Source organism: Bradyrhizobium sp. USDA 4503, from assembly GCF_054055815.1.
This window is the reverse complement of record NZ_JBSRXS010000001.1, coordinates 3,310,168-3,326,048: the sequence shown is the minus strand read 5'-3', so window position 1 is coordinate 3,326,048 and position 15,881 is coordinate 3,310,168. Positions and strand designations below refer to the sequence as shown.

The 15,881-nt window shown below is 64.1% G+C and carries 9 protein-coding genes and 2 pseudogenes; 8 read left to right on the top strand and 3 right to left on the bottom strand.

Going from position 1 to position 15,881, the window contains the following annotated elements:
- The first annotated feature begins 55 nt into the window (after positions 1–55).
- The 4 genes from ACVMIH_RS16265 to ACVMIH_RS16250 all read left to right on the top strand — a co-directional run bounded on the left by ACVMIH_RS16265 (position 56) and on the right by ACVMIH_RS16250 (position 5,176).
- The gene (locus ACVMIH_RS16265) at positions 56–1,069 is read left to right on the top strand and encodes a phosphatase PAP2 family protein (RefSeq protein WP_158074158.1); all 1,014 of its coding nucleotides are present in this window, start codon (positions 56–58) and stop codon (positions 1,067–1,069) included.
- Between the two features lie 409 nt (positions 1,070–1,478).
- The gene (locus ACVMIH_RS16260) at positions 1,479–3,038 is read left to right on the top strand and encodes a 2-isopropylmalate synthase (RefSeq protein ID WP_038383406.1); all 1,560 of its coding nucleotides are present in this window, start codon (positions 1,479–1,481) and stop codon (positions 3,036–3,038) included.
- A 318-nt stretch (positions 3,039–3,356) separates the two neighbouring features.
- Positions 3,357–4,349 (top strand): LysR family transcriptional regulator, encoded by a 993-nt coding sequence (locus ACVMIH_RS16255; protein ID WP_057015078.1) that lies wholly within the window; start codon positions 3,357–3,359, stop codon positions 4,347–4,349.
- A gap of 188 nt (positions 4,350–4,537) precedes the next feature.
- A complete protein-coding gene (locus ACVMIH_RS16250; protein WP_057015113.1) occupies positions 4,538–5,176 on the top strand; it encodes an HD domain-containing protein in 639 nt (212 codons plus the stop codon).
- A gap of 115 nt (positions 5,177–5,291) precedes the next feature.
- On the opposite strand, the gene mobA is transcribed toward ACVMIH_RS16250, so the two are convergent.
- Entirely contained in the window at positions 5,292–5,924 is a 633-nt protein-coding gene (gene mobA / locus ACVMIH_RS16245; RefSeq protein ID WP_057015079.1) for a molybdenum cofactor guanylyltransferase MobA, read from the bottom strand.
- Positions 5,917–6,801, bottom strand: coding sequence for a formate dehydrogenase accessory sulfurtransferase FdhD (locus ACVMIH_RS16240; RefSeq protein WP_082653657.1), 885 nt, complete (start codon positions 6,799–6,801; stop codon positions 5,917–5,919). Before ACVMIH_RS16240 ends, mobA begins: the two co-directional genes overlap by 8 nt.
- Positions 6,802–6,985: 184 nt before the next feature.
- Here ACVMIH_RS16240 and ACVMIH_RS16235 point away from each other — a divergent pair.
- The 4 genes and pseudogenes from ACVMIH_RS16235 (at position 6,986) to dapD (ending at position 14,187) form a co-directional block, all read left to right on the top strand.
- Positions 6,986–8,240 (top strand): annotated as a pseudogene (locus ACVMIH_RS16235) (molybdopterin molybdotransferase MoeA).
- A gap of 207 nt (positions 8,241–8,447) precedes the next feature.
- Entirely contained in the window at positions 8,448–10,160 is a 1,713-nt protein-coding gene (locus ACVMIH_RS16230; protein WP_057015082.1) for an NADH-ubiquinone oxidoreductase-F iron-sulfur binding region domain-containing protein, read from the top strand.
- A 36-nt stretch (positions 10,161–10,196) separates the two neighbouring features.
- Complete coding sequence (gene fdhF, locus ACVMIH_RS16225; protein WP_371852079.1) at positions 10,197–12,983, top strand: formate dehydrogenase subunit alpha; 2,787 nt, start codon at positions 10,197–10,199, stop codon at positions 12,981–12,983.
- 232 nt (positions 12,984–13,215) lie between these two features.
- Complete coding sequence (gene dapD / locus ACVMIH_RS16220) at positions 13,216–14,187, top strand: 2,3,4,5-tetrahydropyridine-2,6-dicarboxylate N-succinyltransferase (RefSeq protein ID WP_057015083.1); 972 nt, start codon at positions 13,216–13,218, stop codon at positions 14,185–14,187.
- Positions 14,188–14,876: 689 nt separating this feature from the next.
- Here dapD and ACVMIH_RS16215 read toward each other — a convergent pair.
- Positions 14,877–15,825: pseudogene (locus ACVMIH_RS16215) on the bottom strand (MBL fold metallo-hydrolase).
- Between the last annotated feature and the right edge of the window lie 56 nt (positions 15,826–15,881).

The following is a 15,881-nucleotide window of genomic DNA, read 5'->3' as shown; positions in this document are numbered from 1 at the left end:
AGCGCGTACCGGCCGCTCGCAAGGCAATCTTAATGAATTGACGCAACATGGGGGTATGGCAACCACAGATTTAGCGACAGGCAGTCACAACCCGAACGATGACGCACTGACGGGCGTGCTATGGGCGCCTGTCCTGCTGTTCCTGGCTGGTTGCTTTGCTGCCTTCCATTGGTCCGGATTCCGGCACGTCGATGTCAATTGGGCCGGCTATGGCGGGATGGCAGCGATCTTGCTCAGCGCCTACCTCGTGACAAAGGGACTGCGAATCCAATTCGTCCAATTGTTCATAAACTGCTGGTCGCAGAATCTGGTGGTTGCGATCGCCGCGACGATGTTGACCTATGCCGCCGCGACAGTCGGCCGTCCCCTGATCGACGACCAATTGCTGCGTGCTGATCAGCTGATCGGATATGATTGGAGAGCTTATGCGGGGTTCTTCGCGGGCTCGGACACGATGGTCCGCTTCGTGAGCGAATTCTATAACTCGATTTTTTATCTGCCCAATGTTGTGATCCTGGCGCTGGCCATCAAGAAGGATGTCAAGACGCTTGAGAAATTCATCCTGGCGGCGATCATATCACTGCTGCTGACGATTGGGATTTTTGCCCTGGTTCCGGCCACCACCGCGTGGACCCATCTGCATCTCAGCGATACCGAGATATCCTCGTTCCGGAATTTGCCGCTGTCGTCCGACGGCTGGATCGATGAGCTGATCCGGATTCGCGAAGGAAGCCTCAGAAGCCTGCGCAATTTCCAGGGCAAGGGACTGATCGCGTTTCCTAGCTTCCATTGCGCGGCAGCCCTGATCCTGATCTGGGCAAGCTGGAACATCCGCTGGCTGCGCATCCCGATGACGCTCGTCAATCTGGGCATGATCCTGGCAACGCCGATCGTCGGCGGTCACTACGTCGCGGACCTGATCGGCGGTCTGGTGATCACGATCGTGTCCGTGATCCTCGCTGGTTGGCTTCACACCTGGATGCTGCGGCACGTGGCTGTGGTCCGGCGAGGAGCATGGGCGATGATACCCGCGGTGCAACGAGCTGAGCCCCGGGCGGAAGTCAGGTGAGGGCGATCGCGCCCCAGCCATGCGATGACGATAGGTCAATCCACCTGACCATCTTTACCCATTGCGGCAGCTTGCCATAATCGTCTAGAACGACGGCGCACAGCGCGTCCCGGCAACCAACCGTCAATGGTTTTGCCCGAGGATTTTGGCGCTCAACAGGGTCTGGCAATGCTGATTCGCGGCCAAATTGATGGGATTTCAGGGGAGGTGGCCCAGGCTACCGCCGCGATCCCTGCCGCAGCGCCCACCCTGCTTATTGGCGGCCTTCTTCTTACCTGCCCCTGAGGGCCGGCTGGGCGTTTGCGCCTGGGCACTCAGGGGTTTGTACGAGATCACCGAACCCTGATATCGCCCAAGTAATTGCTCAAGGAGCAACATGACGGGCGCAAAGCTTAAAGGAATTTCTGACATGGCCACCGCGAACAAGTCCGAGAAGGACCGCGTCATCATTTTCGACACCACCTTGCGCGACGGCGAGCAGTGCCCCGGCGCCACCATGACCTTCGAGGAGAAGCTCGAGGTCGCCGAACTCCTGGACGACATGGGCGTCGATGTCATCGAGGCCGGCTTCCCGATCACCTCGGAAGGCGATTTCCAGGCGGTCAGCGAGATCGCCCGCCGCTCCAAGAACTCGGTCATCGCGGGCCTGTCCCGTGCCCATCCGGCCGACATCGACCGCTGCGCCGAAGCCGTGAAGTTCGCCCGCCGCGGCCGCGTCCACACCGTGATCGCGACCTCGCCGCTGCATATGCGGGTGAAGTTGAACAAGACCCCCGAGGAGGTCATCGAGACCTCGGTCGCGATGGTCGCCCGCGCCCGCAACCAGATCGACGACGTCGAATGGTCGGCCGAGGACGGCACCCGCAGCGAGATGGACTATCTGTGCCGGATCGTCGAAGCGGTGATCAAGGCCGGCGCCACCACGGTGAACATCCCCGACACCGTCGGCTACACGGTGCCGGAGGAATACACCCACTTCATGCGCACGCTGATCGAGCGCGTGCCGAATTCCGACAAGGCGATCTTCTCGGTGCATTGCCACAACGACCTCGGCATGGCGGTCGCGAACTCGCTGGCCGGCGTCGTCGGTGGCGCGCGGCAGGTCGAGTGCACCGTCAACGGCATCGGCGAGCGCGCCGGCAATGCCGCGCTGGAAGAGATCGTGATGGCGATCAATGTGCGGAACGACAAGTTTCCGTTCTGGAACAAGATCGACACCACGCAGCTCACCCGCGCCTCGAAGGTGGTGTCCGCGGCCACTTCGTTCCCGGTGCAGTACAACAAGGCGATCGTCGGCCGTAATGCGTTCGCGCATGAGAGCGGCATCCATCAGGACGGCGTGCTGAAGGACGCCTCGACCTACGAGATCATGCGGCCCGAGATGGTCGGCCTGAAGCAGTCCTCGCTGGTGCTCGGCAAGCATTCCGGCCGTCACGCCTTCATCCACAAGCTGGAGGAGATGGGCTACAAGCTCGGCGCCAACCAGCTGGAGGATGCCTTTACGCGGATGAAGGCGCTGGCCGACCGCAAGAAGGACATCTACGACGAGGACATCGAGGCGCTGGTCGACCAGGAGATGGCGGCCGCGCACGACCGCATCAAGCTGACCTCGCTGACCGTGATCGCCGGCACCCATGGCCCGCAGCGCGCGACCATGAAGCTCGACGTCGACGGCCAGATCAAGATCGAGGAGGCCGAGGGCAACGGCCCGGTCGACGCCGTCTTCAACTGCATCAAGCGCCTAGTGCCGCACGAGGCCAAGCTGGAGCTCTATCAGGTGCACGCGGTGACCGAAGGCACCGACGCGCAGGCCGAAGTCTCGGTGCGTCTGGCCCATGAAGGTCGCTCGATGACGGCCCGCGCCGCCGATCCGGACACGCTGGTCGCCTCCGCAAAGGCCTATCTCGGCGCGCTGAACAAGATCGTGATGAAGCGCCAGCGCGACGTCCCGGCCAAGGCTGCGGGCTGACGAGCGCGGTCGACCGACAGGTTGAAACGCGGCGCCCTGGCGCCGCGTTTTTCGTTTGGGCGTGCAGATCTAGAGCGAGAGTCCTCCGTCATTGCGAGCGTAGCGAAGCAATCCATCTCTCCGATTCCTGATACATGGATTGCTTCGTCGCTTCGCGCCTCGCAATGACGGCGGTAGTTGGCCAGATTGGAATAAAATTAGACCATTTCGGTTACCGTTGGAATCATTTACCAATATTCCGCTCCATCCCGCATTGCTTTGGAATCTTCCGCGCCATCTCCAGCGCTACGCTGCGTTCTTTCCCGGGGAACGCCGTCCATGCCGATCTCCTCCATCGTGACAGACCTTCCGCGCGCCGCCACGCCGGCGGAGACCGCGCTGACGCGCCGGGTCGACCTGACAACGCTTCGCCTGTTCGTCGCGGTCTGCGACGAACAGAACCTCACCCGCGCCGCGCAGCGCGAGGGGATCGCGGCGTCGGCGGTGTCGAAGCGGATGAACGATTTCGAGCTGGCGTTCGGCGTTACGCTGTTCAAGCGGCTCGCCAAGGGCATGGCGCTGACGCCGGCGGGCGAGGCGCTGCTGCACCACGCCCGGGTGACGCTGCTCAATGTCGAGAAGATCGCGGTCGAGCTGTCGGAATATTCGCAAGGCGTGCGCGGCCATGTCCGCATGCTCGCCAATCTCTCGGCGATCGTGCAATACCTGCCCGAGGATCTCTCCGCCTTCTTCGCCGCGCATGAATTGCTCCGCGTCGATCTGCAGGAGCGGCCGAGCGGGCAGGTGGTGCGCGGCATCGAGGAGGGCGCGGCCGAGATCGGCATCTGCTCGGCCGAGGCCGACAGCCGCGCGCTCGAGGCCTTCCATTATCGCTACGACAATCTGGTGGTGGTGATGCGCGCCGACCATCGGCTGGCCGGCCGCGAGACATTGCTGTTCACCGAGACGCTCGATTTCGACCATATCGGCTTGCACACCGCGAGCTCGATCTATCTGCGCTCGCAATATGCGGCGACGCAAGCCGGCAAGGCGATGCGGCTGCGCATCAATGTGCCCGGCTTCGATGCGGTCTGCCGCATGGTGCAGGCCAATATGGGGCTCGGGCTGATCCCCGGCCGCGCCTTCGAGGTGGTCGGCGCCGGCATGGGCCTTCGCGCGATCCCGCTGCGCGACGATTGGGGACGGCGCGAGCTGAAGATCGTGGTCCGCGACACCGCGCATCTGTCGGCAACCAGCCGTCTGATGCTGGACTATCTGCGGGCGGCGGAGGCGGGGAGCGTGGCGCGGATAGGCGTGGCGCAGGTGCGCTGAGCCGGATATTGCACCAGCCTCACGATCTCCCTGCAGAATCTTCATGCAGCCGGGGCCTTCCGGTTGCCGCTTCGCGGGTTAGGTAGTGGTACGATTCACTGCAGCGGAGTGCCGGCGCGCATGAATCGTGACGCCATTGGCCGTCCAGTGCATGCATCCGGGACGCTACACAGGGCAGGAGTGCGATGATGGCGGACACGATTTCCGGCATTCGAATCCCGGACAGCAAGATCGCGCGGGAGGCCGCCGAGTTGGTGCGGCAATATGAGACCGAGATGTTGTTCAATCACTCGGTCCGAGTGTTTGTGTTCGGCGCGCTCAAGGGTGCCAGGCAAGGTCTGAAGTTCGACGCTGAACTGCTTTATGTTGCCGCGCTGTTTCATGATCTCGGCCTTGTCGAACATTTTCATACCGAGACCAAACGGTTTGAGGTCGACGGCGCCGATGCGGCGCGCAAATTTCTCAGGAGCCACGGCATCGCCGAGCCCAAAGCGGACCTGGTGTGGGAGGCGATCGCCTTGCACACCACGCCCGGCATTCCGCAATACATGCGGCCTGAAATCGCGCTCACCAATGCAGGCGTATTGGTCGATGCCGTCGGCGTCGGATACGATGACTATACCGCCGAGCAGCGCGACGGCGTCCTTGCCGCGTTTCCCCGCGGCGATTTCAAGAACGAGTTCATCGAGGTTCAGACCTGCTCGGCCCTGAAGAAGCCGCAGACCACGTTCGGCACCGTCAATTTCGACTTCGTCGCGGAGCGCGATCCCACATTTCACAGGCCGAACGCCTGCACCCGGATCCGCAACACGCCGTGGCCGAGCTGAGTGGGGCGGCGGACGTTAGAGCGTTTTCGAGCGAAGTGGACGCCGGTTCGCGTGAAGAAAACGCGTCAAAACAAGAATCTAGAGCTTCGGTTCTGATTCAATCAGAACCGATGCTCTATCCGCCGTCGAGCGCGGCGAGGCGGTCGGCTTCCGCGATGTCCTCGACGGTGTTGGCATTGAAGAACGGATCCAGCGGCTCGGTCGGCCACTCGACCGTTGCGAGCGGATAGCGCGCGGTCCAGCGGTCGATCTTGCGCACGTCCTCGACGACAAGCGCCTTGCGCAACTCGTTCCGCAAGCGGACGCTCCAGAGACCGATGACGGGATGCGTCTGCCCGCCGGATGAAGCGACCGCGAGCTCGGCATTCACGGCCGCGCGCGCTTGCTCCAGGCGCGTGACGAGGTCGCACGGCAGAAACGGACAGTCGCCCGCGGCGCTCAGCACCCATTGCGCATCCGGCCGGTTGGCGGCGGTCCAGTCGAGCGCGGCCAGGATGCCGGCGAGCGGACCGGGATAGTCGGCGACATCGTCGGCGACGACCGGAAGGCCGAACGCGGCGAAGCGCGCCGGGTCGCCATTGGCGTTGATGATCAGCCCACTGCATTGCGGAGCGAGACGGTCGATCACCCGTTGCAGAATGGTGCGGCCCGCGATCTTGCGCATCGGCTTGTCGCCGCCGCCCATCCGGCGCGCGAGGCCGCCGGCGAGCAGCACGCCCGGGATGCTAGTCCCCGGAATGTCAGTCATTGTCGGTCTCGCCCTTGCGCTTGTGACGCATCGATTCCTCTTCGACATAGTCGAGGTTCTGGTCGTAGACGATCCGCTCCTCACCGGACAGCGCGATGAAGCGCTTGCCGCGGGCGCGACCGACCAGCGTCAATCCGACCTGCCGCGCCAGATCGACGCCCCACGCCGTGAATCCGGAGCGCGAGACCAGGATCGGGATCCCCATCCGCACCGTCTTGATCACCATCTCCGAGGTCAGCCGGCCGGTGGTGTAGAGAATCTTGTCGGCCGGATCGACATTGTGCCGGTAGATCCAGCCCGCGATCTTGTCGACGGCATTATGCCGGCCGACATCCTCGGTGTAGCACACCGGCGTCGCCTCCTTGCACAGCACGCAGCCGTGAATGGCGCCGGCTTCCAGATAGAGCGAGGGCATCGTGTTGATGGTGTGCGTCATCCGGTAGAGCCAGGAGGTTCGCAGTTCGGCCTTCGGCAGCGCGACCTTCTCGACGGCTTCGAGCAGGTCGCCGAACGCCGTGCCCTGGGCGCAGCCCGAGGTCTGGGTGCGCTTCTTCAGCTTGGCCTCGAAATTGGTGTGGTGCGCGGTACGCACCACGACGACCTCGAGATCGTCGTCATATTCGACCTCGGTGACGACGTCGTCGTATTTGAGCATGTTCTGGTTCAGCAGGTAGCCGAGCGCGAGGTATTCGGGGTAGTCGTTGATCGTCATCATCGTGACGATCTCCTGCGCGTTGAGGTACAGCGTCAGCGGCCGCTCGACCGGCACCTTGATCTCGGTCCGCGCGCCGGTCTGATCGACGCCGACCACGCGCTCCGTCAGGCGCGGATCGTCCGGATCAGGAACAATGATGGGAGCGGTGGTTTTCTCGGGCACTGCTTGACGTCCAGATGGGTTCACATGGCAACGCAGCTAGGGATATAAGCACGTTCGGAGACTGACTGGCGACTCTCCGCCGCGTCGGCGGAACTGCCATCGATCGGTCCGGCTTTAAGGATAACGCCGCAGTTCGCGATCCGGGTCGAACAAATCTTGTCGATGGCGAGGACTGAGGGAGATCATGGCGCAGCTTTCGGACGACTGCTTCGCATTCGGCGGACCGATGATGTCGGTCGATGAGGCCGTCGCGATCATCGCCGCGCGGGTCAAGCCTGTCGGCGAGACCGAAGCCGTTGCCCTGGTGGATGCGGACGGACGCATCCTGGCCGGCGACATTGTCGCGCCGCTTGCGCTGCCGCCGTTCAAGAATTCCGCCGTCGACGGCTACGCGGTATCCGGCGCGGACCTGCCGGCGAGCGGCGAGCGCGCGTTTCCCGTTGCCGGACGGGTGCAGGCGGGCGCGTCGGCGCAGCCGGCGCAGGCGGGCCAAGCGGTGCGGATCTTCACCGGCGCGCCGATGCCCGATGGCACCGACACCGTGTTCATGCAGGAAGACGTGCGGATCGACGAGTCCGGGCGTGTGATCCTGCCGTCCGGCCTCAAGGTCGGCGCCAATGTGCGCCCCAGCGGCGAAGACATTCCGCGCGGCCACGTCGCGCTGGCGGCGGGCCGGCGGCTGCGGCCGCAGGATATCGCGGTCGCCGCCGCCTTCGGACTCACCACGCTCGATGTGGTGCGGCGGCTTCGCGTCGGGGTGTTCTCGACCGGCGATGAACTGGCTGCGCCCGGCAGCGCGCGCACCGAAGCGCAACTGTTCGATTCCAACCGCTTCATGCTGATGGCGATGTTGCGGCGGCTCGGTTGCGAGGTCGGCGATCTCGGCATCCTGCGCGACGAGCGGGCCGAGCTCGCCGCGGCGCTCAAGCAGGTCGCGCGGCGCTACGACCTGATCCTGACCACCGGCGGGGTCTCGACCGGCGAAGAGGACCACGTCAGGGCCGGCATCGAGCAGGCGGGCTCGCTGGTGCTGTGGCGGATGGCGATCAAGCCCGGCCGCCCGGTGGCGATGGGAATCATCGACGGCACCCCGCTGATCGGCCTGCCCGGCAATCCGGTGGCGAGCTTCGTCACCTTCGTTCATGTCGTGCGGCCGACCGTGCTGGCGCTATCGGGCGCTGTGCCGTCCCCCTTGCTGTCGATGCCGGTGCGGGCGGCCTTCAGCTACAAGAAGAAGAGTGGGCGGCGCGAAATATGTCCGCGTCTCGCTGCGACGGGCGACGGACGGTACGCTGGAAGCGAACAAGTTTCCTCGCGAGGGAGCCGGTCTGCTGTCGTCGCTGATCGAGACCGATGGACTGGTCGAACTCGGCGAGTCGGTGGTGCGGGTTGAACCTGGCGATGCCGTCGGCTTTCTCGGCTACGCCGACCTGCTGTGAGAGCTGAAACGCGGTCGGGACCGCGCAGCGCGACGGGTGCGCGATAGCAAAATCAGATCGCCCGATAGGCAAACATAAACAATGGCCTACGCGGCAACCCGACGCTGCTAGAGACGTTCTAAAACTGCTTGCCTCTGGCATACCAGAGAATAGAGTTCGTCGAAGCAGTGCAATTCGCGCAAAGCGTGGTTCCCAAGGCGAGGCTTCATGAGTCGAGACGACGTTCACAAGGTTCGTGCGTTCGAGCATCCCGGACAGGGCAGGAAGCGAGCGAAGGCTACGCCCAAGGGACGCCAGGTCGACCCCGTGGCCGCCCATGAGATCGAGACGCTGCTCGGCGATCGTCCGAGGCGGCGCGACCTCCTGATCGAGTATCTGCATCTGATCCAGGACAAATACCATCAGATCTCGGCGGCGCATCTTGCCGCGCTCGCCGACGAGATGAAGCTGTCGTTCGCCGAAGTGTTCGAGACCGCCACCTTCTACGCGCATTTCGACATCGTGAAGGAAGGCGAGGCTGACATCGCGCCGCTCACCGTACGTGTCTGCGATTCGCTGACCTGCGCGATGCTCGGCGGCGAACAGCTGTTGAAGGATCTGCAGAACCGCGCCGGCCCCGGCATCCGCGTCGTGCGCGCACCGTGCGTCGGCCGCTGCGACACCGCGCCCGCTGCCGAGGTCGGCCACAACTTCGTCGATCATGCGACCGTCACCAATGTGCTGGCGGCGGCGAAGAGCGGCGACACCCATGTGCACCTTCCGCCATATGTCGACTACGACGCCTATGTGGCGGGCGGCGGATACCGGCTGCTGGCGCGCCTGCGCTCAGGCGAGCTGCCGCGCGAAGACCTGCTGAAGGCGCTCGACGATGCGTCGCTGCGCGGCCTCGGCGGCGCCGGTTTTCCGACCGGCCGCAAGTGGCGCGCGGTGCTCGGCGAGCCCGGTCCGCGATTGATGGCGGTGAACGGCGACGAAGGCGAGCCCGGTACGTTCAAGGACCGCTATTATCTCGAGACCGATCCGCATCGTTTCCTCGAGGGCATGCTGATCGGCGCCCACGTGGTGGAGGCGCCGGAAGTCTACATCTATATCCGCGACGAGTACCCGGCCTGCCGCGACATCCTCGCGCGCGAGATCGCGAAGCTCCCACCGGGTGGTCCGACGCTGCATCTGCGGCGCGGCGCCGGCGCCTATATCTGCGGCGAGGAATCCTCGCTGTTGGAATCGATCGAGGGCAAGCGCGGCCTGCCGCGGCACAAGCCACCATATCCGTTCCAGGTCGGGCTGTTCGGCCTGCCGACGCTGATCAACAACATCGAGACGTTGTGGTGGGTGCGCGACATCGTCGAGAAGGGCGCCGATTGGTGGAAGAGCCACGGCCGCAACGAACGCCACGGCCTGCGCAGCTTCTCGGTGTCGGGACGCGTCAAGAATCCCGGCGTCAAGCTCGCTCCCGCCGGCATCACGCTGCGCGAGTTGATCGACGAGTTCTGCGGTGGCATGGCCGATGGCCATACCTTGCAGGCCTATCTGCCGGGCGGTGCATCCGGCGGCATCCTGCCGGCGTCGATGGACGACATCCCGCTCGATTTCGGCACGCTGGAGAAATATGGCTGCTTCATCGGCTCCGCCGCCGTGGTCGTGCTCTCGCAGGCCGATGACGTCAGGGATGCCGCGCTGAACCTGATGAAGTTCTTCGAGGACGAGAGCTGCGGGCAATGCACGCCGTGCCGCGCCGGAACCGAGAAGGCGGCGCTGTTGATGCAGCAGCCGGTCTGGAACAAGGAACTGCTCGACCAATTGAGCCAGGCGATGCGCGATGCGTCCATCTGTGGCCTCGGTCAGGCGGCCTCCAATCCGCTGACCTCCGTGATCAAATATTTTCCGGACGGCTTTCGTCCGCAGCAAGCCGCCGAGTAGGCGTGGCCGAGCAGACGAATTTCGACGAGGATTTGAATGAGCAACAATCAGAACTCAGGCCTGACGATTCAGTTCGAGCTCGACGGCCAGCAGGTCGAGGCGCGGGCCGGCGAGACGATCTGGCAGGTCGCCAAGCGCCAGGGCACCGAGATCCCGCATCTGTGCTATTCGCCCGCGCCGGACTACAGGCCGGACGGCAACTGCCGCGCCTGCATGGTCGAAATCGAAGGCGAGCGCGTGCTGGCGGCGTCCTGCAAGCGGACGCCGACGGTCGGCATGAAGGTGAAGTCGGCCAGCCAGCGTGCCGTCGCGGCGCAGAAGATGGTGATGGAGCTGCTGGTGGCGGACCAGCCGGCGCGCGAGACTTCGCACGATCCGGACTCGAAATTCTGGCACTGGGCCGAGAAGACCGGCGTGACCGAAAGCCGCTTTCCCGCGACTGAACGCTGGCACGCCGACACCAGCCATCCGGCGATGAGGGTCAATCTCGACGCCTGCATCCAGTGCGGCCTCTGCGTGCGGGCGTGCCGCGAGGTGCAGGTCAACGACGTGATCGGCATGGCCTACCGCAACCACGACGCCAAGATCGTGTTCGACTTCGACGATCCGATGGGCGAATCGACCTGCGTCGCCTGCGGCGAGTGCGTGCAGGCCTGTCCGACCGGCGCGCTGATGCCGGCGGTCATGCTCGACGACAAGCAGACCCGCGTCACCTATCCGGACAAGAAAGTGGATTCGCTGTGCCCGTATTGCGGCGTCGGATGCCAGGTCACCTATCAGGTCAAGGACGAGAAGGTGATCTACGCGGAAGGCCGTGATGGTCCCGCCAATCATAACCGGCTCTGCGTCAAGGGCCGCTTCGGCTTCGACTACATCCATCACCCCAATCGCCTGACCAAGCCGCTGGTGCGACTGCCCGGCGTCAAGAAGGATGCCAACGACCAGGTCGATCCGGCCAATCCTTACACCCATTTCCGCGAGGCATCCTGGGAAGAGGCGCTCGATCTGGCCGCCGCGGGCCTGCGCAAGATCCGCGACGAGAAGGGCGCCAAGGCGCTGGCCGGCTTCGGCTCGGCCAAGGGCTCGAACGAGGAAGCCTATCTGTTCCAGAAGCTGGTGCGCACCGGCTTCGGCTCCAACAATGTCGATCACTGCACGCGGCTGTGTCACGCCTCGTCGGTGGCGGCGCTGTTCGAGGGATTGAGCTCAGGCGCGGTGTCGGCGCCGTTCGCGGCCGCGGCCGACGCCGAGGTGATCTGGGTGATCGGCGCCAATCCGACCGTGAACCATCCGGTCGCCGCCACCTACATCAAGAACGCCGCCAAGCTCGGCGCCAAGCTCTACGTGATGGACCCGCGCCGGCAGACGCTGTCGCGCCACGCCACGCAGCACCTGCAGTTCAAGCCGGGCAGCGACGTCGCGATGCTGAACGCGATGATCCACACGATCATCACGGAAGGCCTGACCGACGAGCAGTACATCGCCGGCTATACCGAGGGCTATGACGAGCTGAAGGCGAAGATCCAGGAGTTCACGCCGGAGCGCATGTCCCAGATCTGCGGCATTCCGGCGGAGACGCTGCGCGAGGTCGCGCGCGCCTATGCCCGCGCCAAATCGTCGATCATCTTCTGGGGCATGGGCATCAGCCAGCACGTCCACGGCACCGACAATGCGCGCTGCCTGATCGCGCTCGCGCTGATCACCGGCCAGGTCGGCCGCCCCGGCACCGGGCTGCATCCGCTGCGCGGGCAGAACAACGTGCAGGGCGCCTCCGACGCCGGCCTGATCCCGATGTTCCTTCCGGACTACCAGCCGGTCGGCCGCGACGACATGCGCGGCGCCTTCGAGAAACTCTGGGGGCAGGAGCTCGATCCGGTGCGCGGCCTGACCGTGGTCGAGATCATGAATGCGATCCACGCCGGCGAAATCCACGGCATGTATGTCGAGGGCGAGAATCCCGCGATGTCCGATCCCGACCTGCAGCACGCGCGCGAGGCGCTGGCCAAGCTCGATCATCTCGTCGTGCAGGATCTGTTCGTCACAGAGACCGCGTTCCACGCCGACGTCATCCTGCCGGCCTCGGCGTTCGCCGAAAAGTCCGGCTCCTTCACCAATACCGACCGCCGCGTGCAGCTGGCGCGCGAGGTGATCAAGCCGCCGGGCGATGCAAGGCAGGATCTCTGGATCATCCAGGAGATCGGCAAGCGGATGGGACTGCCCTGGAACTATGCGGGGCCGGGCGAGGTCTTCACCGAGATGGCCGAGTTGATGCCGTCACTGAAGAACATCAGCTGGGACCGCCTGGTGCGCGAGGGCGCGGTGACCTATCCGGTCGACGATCCCGACAAGCCCGGCAACGAGATCATCTTCACCACCGGCTTCCCGACCGAAAGCGGCCGCGGCAGGATCGTGCCGGCCAAGGTGATCCCGCCGGACGAACTGCCCGACGACGAGTACCCGATGGTGCTGTCGACCGGCCGCGTGCTCGAACATTGGCACACCGGCTCGATGACGCGCCGTGCCCAGGTGCTGGACCAGATCGAGCCCGAAGCGGTCGCGTTCATGACCCCGAAGGACATGCGCAAGAAGGGACTCGCGCCCGGCGACTTCATCCGTCTCGAGACGCGCCGCGGCGCGGTCGAGGTCAAGGTGCGTGCCGACCGCGACGTGCCCGAGAACATGGTCTTCATGCCGTTCTGCTACGCGGAAGCGGCGGCCAACCTGTTGACCAACCCGGCGCTCGACCCGTTCGGCAAGATTCCGGAGTTCAAGTTCTGCGCGGTCCGCGCCGAGAAGATCGATATCCGGACCGCGGCGGAATAGCGGTCCGGGGACGAAGCGCGGAAAGCCGCCCGCCGGCTACTCGCTCGCCCGACACAGCACCGCAAGCACCGTCGATCGACGTCCGCTCAGAGCGTAAGAGCGGGGCGTCGCTGCGGCGTGGACCCATGTCGCCCTTTGCCCCAAAGCGGACCCGTTTGAGAGCCCGGAAGTTGCCATTTCCACGAGAACTCGCGTATGCATGACGTGCAGGATCGCAGTGTGAGAAATTCAGATGACGATGGAGCTGAGGGGCGCGAGAGGCGAGGGATTTGCGACGATTGCCGCTGATGGGCGCGTGCTGGATTCCTGGTTTCTTCAGCTGCGCCTGGTCGCGGAGGCCGACAAGACGGCAACGGTCCCTCTCACGAAGGACGAGGTCAGCAGATCGTTGGGCGAGTCGGCGGACGGATATGCGCGACACGACGACATTCGCAATGTCGACATCGTTCCAATCCGTGCAGAAATTGGCTCCCTTGCATCTGCGCCGACGGACGTGCACGACGCGTATCTTCGACTCCATCTGCTGAGCCACCGGCTCGTCCAGCCGAATTGTCTGAACCTCGAGGGAGTTTTCGGTCTCTTACCTAACGTTGCCTGGACGACCCTCGGTCCCTGTGAGTGCTCCCGTGTACCGGACGCGCGAATGGAGGCACGAAAGCGTGCCCTCGCATTCGAGGTGACAGGCGTGGATAAGTTTCCGCGCATGACCGATTATGTGACGCCAGCGGACGTGAGAATTGCAGATGCGGATCGCGTAAGGCTCGGCGCCCACTTGGCCCCGGGCACAACCGTCATGCATGAAGGCTTTTGCAATTTTAACGCGGGCACGCTCGGTCCCTGCATGGTCGAAGGCCGGATCAGCGCCGGCGTGGTTGTGGGAAGCGGCAGCGACGTTGGTGGCGGAGCGTCGATCATGGGCACTCTGTCCGGAGGAGGGAAAGAGAGGATTACAGTCGGTGAGCGCTGCCTGATCGGAGCCAACGCCGGTATCGGCATTTCATTGGGTGACGATTGTATCGTCGAAGCGGGCTGTTATGTCACGGCAGGCGCGCGCATCCTTTTGGAAGATGGCCGAGTCCTGAAAGCCAAAGAACTCTCGGGCCAGAAGGGCCTGCTTTTTCGTCGGAATTCCCAGAGCGGCGCTCTTGAGGCAACCAAGCGTACGCCAAATTGGGACGGCCTCAACGCGCAACTTCACAGCTAGTGTCCCGAATCCGAAGTTCGCATCATTTGCCGCACCTTCGGAGCGAACTTCGGATTCGATAAGGACACTAGCAAACTTATGATTCTAGTGTGCTTTATGAATGCGAAGTTCGTGAAAGTGGCTGCCGCGAAATCGCACGAACTTCGCATTCAGCACACTAGTCCCCGTCCGTCAGGGGACGATCACCACTCGGATTGCGATCTGTTTGGCGCGATCGCTGTTCACCACCAGTATGGCCACCGCCACGCCTCATAGAGGCGCCACGACGACACCAGGGGCGGGGCGTATGGATCGACCCGGTCGTCTTCAGGGCGATATTGATATCGTGGAACAATATAATAGTCCCACGGAGTTGGCCTTATCACGGGCGTCGGGATAATGACCCTCCTTGGTTCATGAACGACTTGTGCCTTCCGCGCCCGGGCTTCAGCACCAGACGTCCCGAGGTTGCACAGCACGAGGGCCGCTCCGAGAGCGCACGCGACGGTCATTATCTTCATGCATCGGCCTCCTTTGCCTGAGAGTGCAAAAGGACTCAAAGCAAGGCAAGCTAATTCGCTCTCGGCCGGCTTGAATGACTGCTTGTGGACCGTAGCCGACCTTTGCTCAGAAGGGCCGCGCGGAAGCCGGAGCCCGCCCCCATGATCGATATGAGTACGCGCCCCGGTTCGGCTCTAACTCGACAGGTCTCAGTAGTCCCAGAACACCGGCACCCAACGGAAGGCGTCACCCTCGACCGCGACATGTCCAACGGACGGGAACGGCATATGCGTGGCAACCAGCAACTCGCGGTTCGCCGCCAGTTCCCGCAACAGACTGATCCGGGCGCGGGCCGCCTCTTCGGGATCGTGTTCGAAGCCATTGTGCCATTCGGGGTGCTCGAACCCGACCGCGAACACGAGGTCACCGGCGAATGTCAGCCGGTCGCCGCCGGACGCCAGACGAACGACGCTGTGGCCGGGAGTGTGGCCGCCGCTGCGACGGACGACCACTCCGGGCGCCACCTCGTGCTCCTCGTCGAACAGCCGCAGCTGGCTCTGGTATTCCTTCCTGAACCGCTTGGCCGTCGCACGAAGCGCGTCGGGGAAACCCGGCGGCATCGAGACGCGGGAGAAATCGGGCGCCTCCCAGAACTTGACCTCGGCAGCCGCCACATGGATTCGCAGGTCCGGACGCAGCCGCTCCTTCACGCCCTCGACGAGCAGCCCGCCAACGTGGTCCATGTGCATGTGGGTCAGCACCACGTCGGTCACGGACCCAAGATCGATGCCGGCCGCCTCCAGTCGCTTGACCGTCTGCCCGGCCTTCGGCAGGTGCAGGTCCGGGTCCGACCCCAGCCCGGCGTCGACGAGGATGGTTTTCCCGCCGCTTCGCACCACGACCACGTTCAGCGCCCAGTCGAACGCGTCCGGCGGCAGGAACATGTCGTCCAGCCAGGCCGCGCGGACGGCCGGCTCGGCATTGTGCGCCAGCATCTTGGTCGGCAGCGGCACACCCCGTCGCTGACGACCAGCACGTCGATCTCGCCGATCTTCAGCGCGTAGCGCGATGGCACCAACTCGTTTGGCCCCGGCTGACCGGCGTGCGAGACATTGTCGAGGTTCATGCTTGCTGAGTATTGCGGATCATCTGGTTCATCGTTGAAAACTCCTGCGTTCGATCCTGATGTTCGATCCCGGCGGGCCGCATTGTTT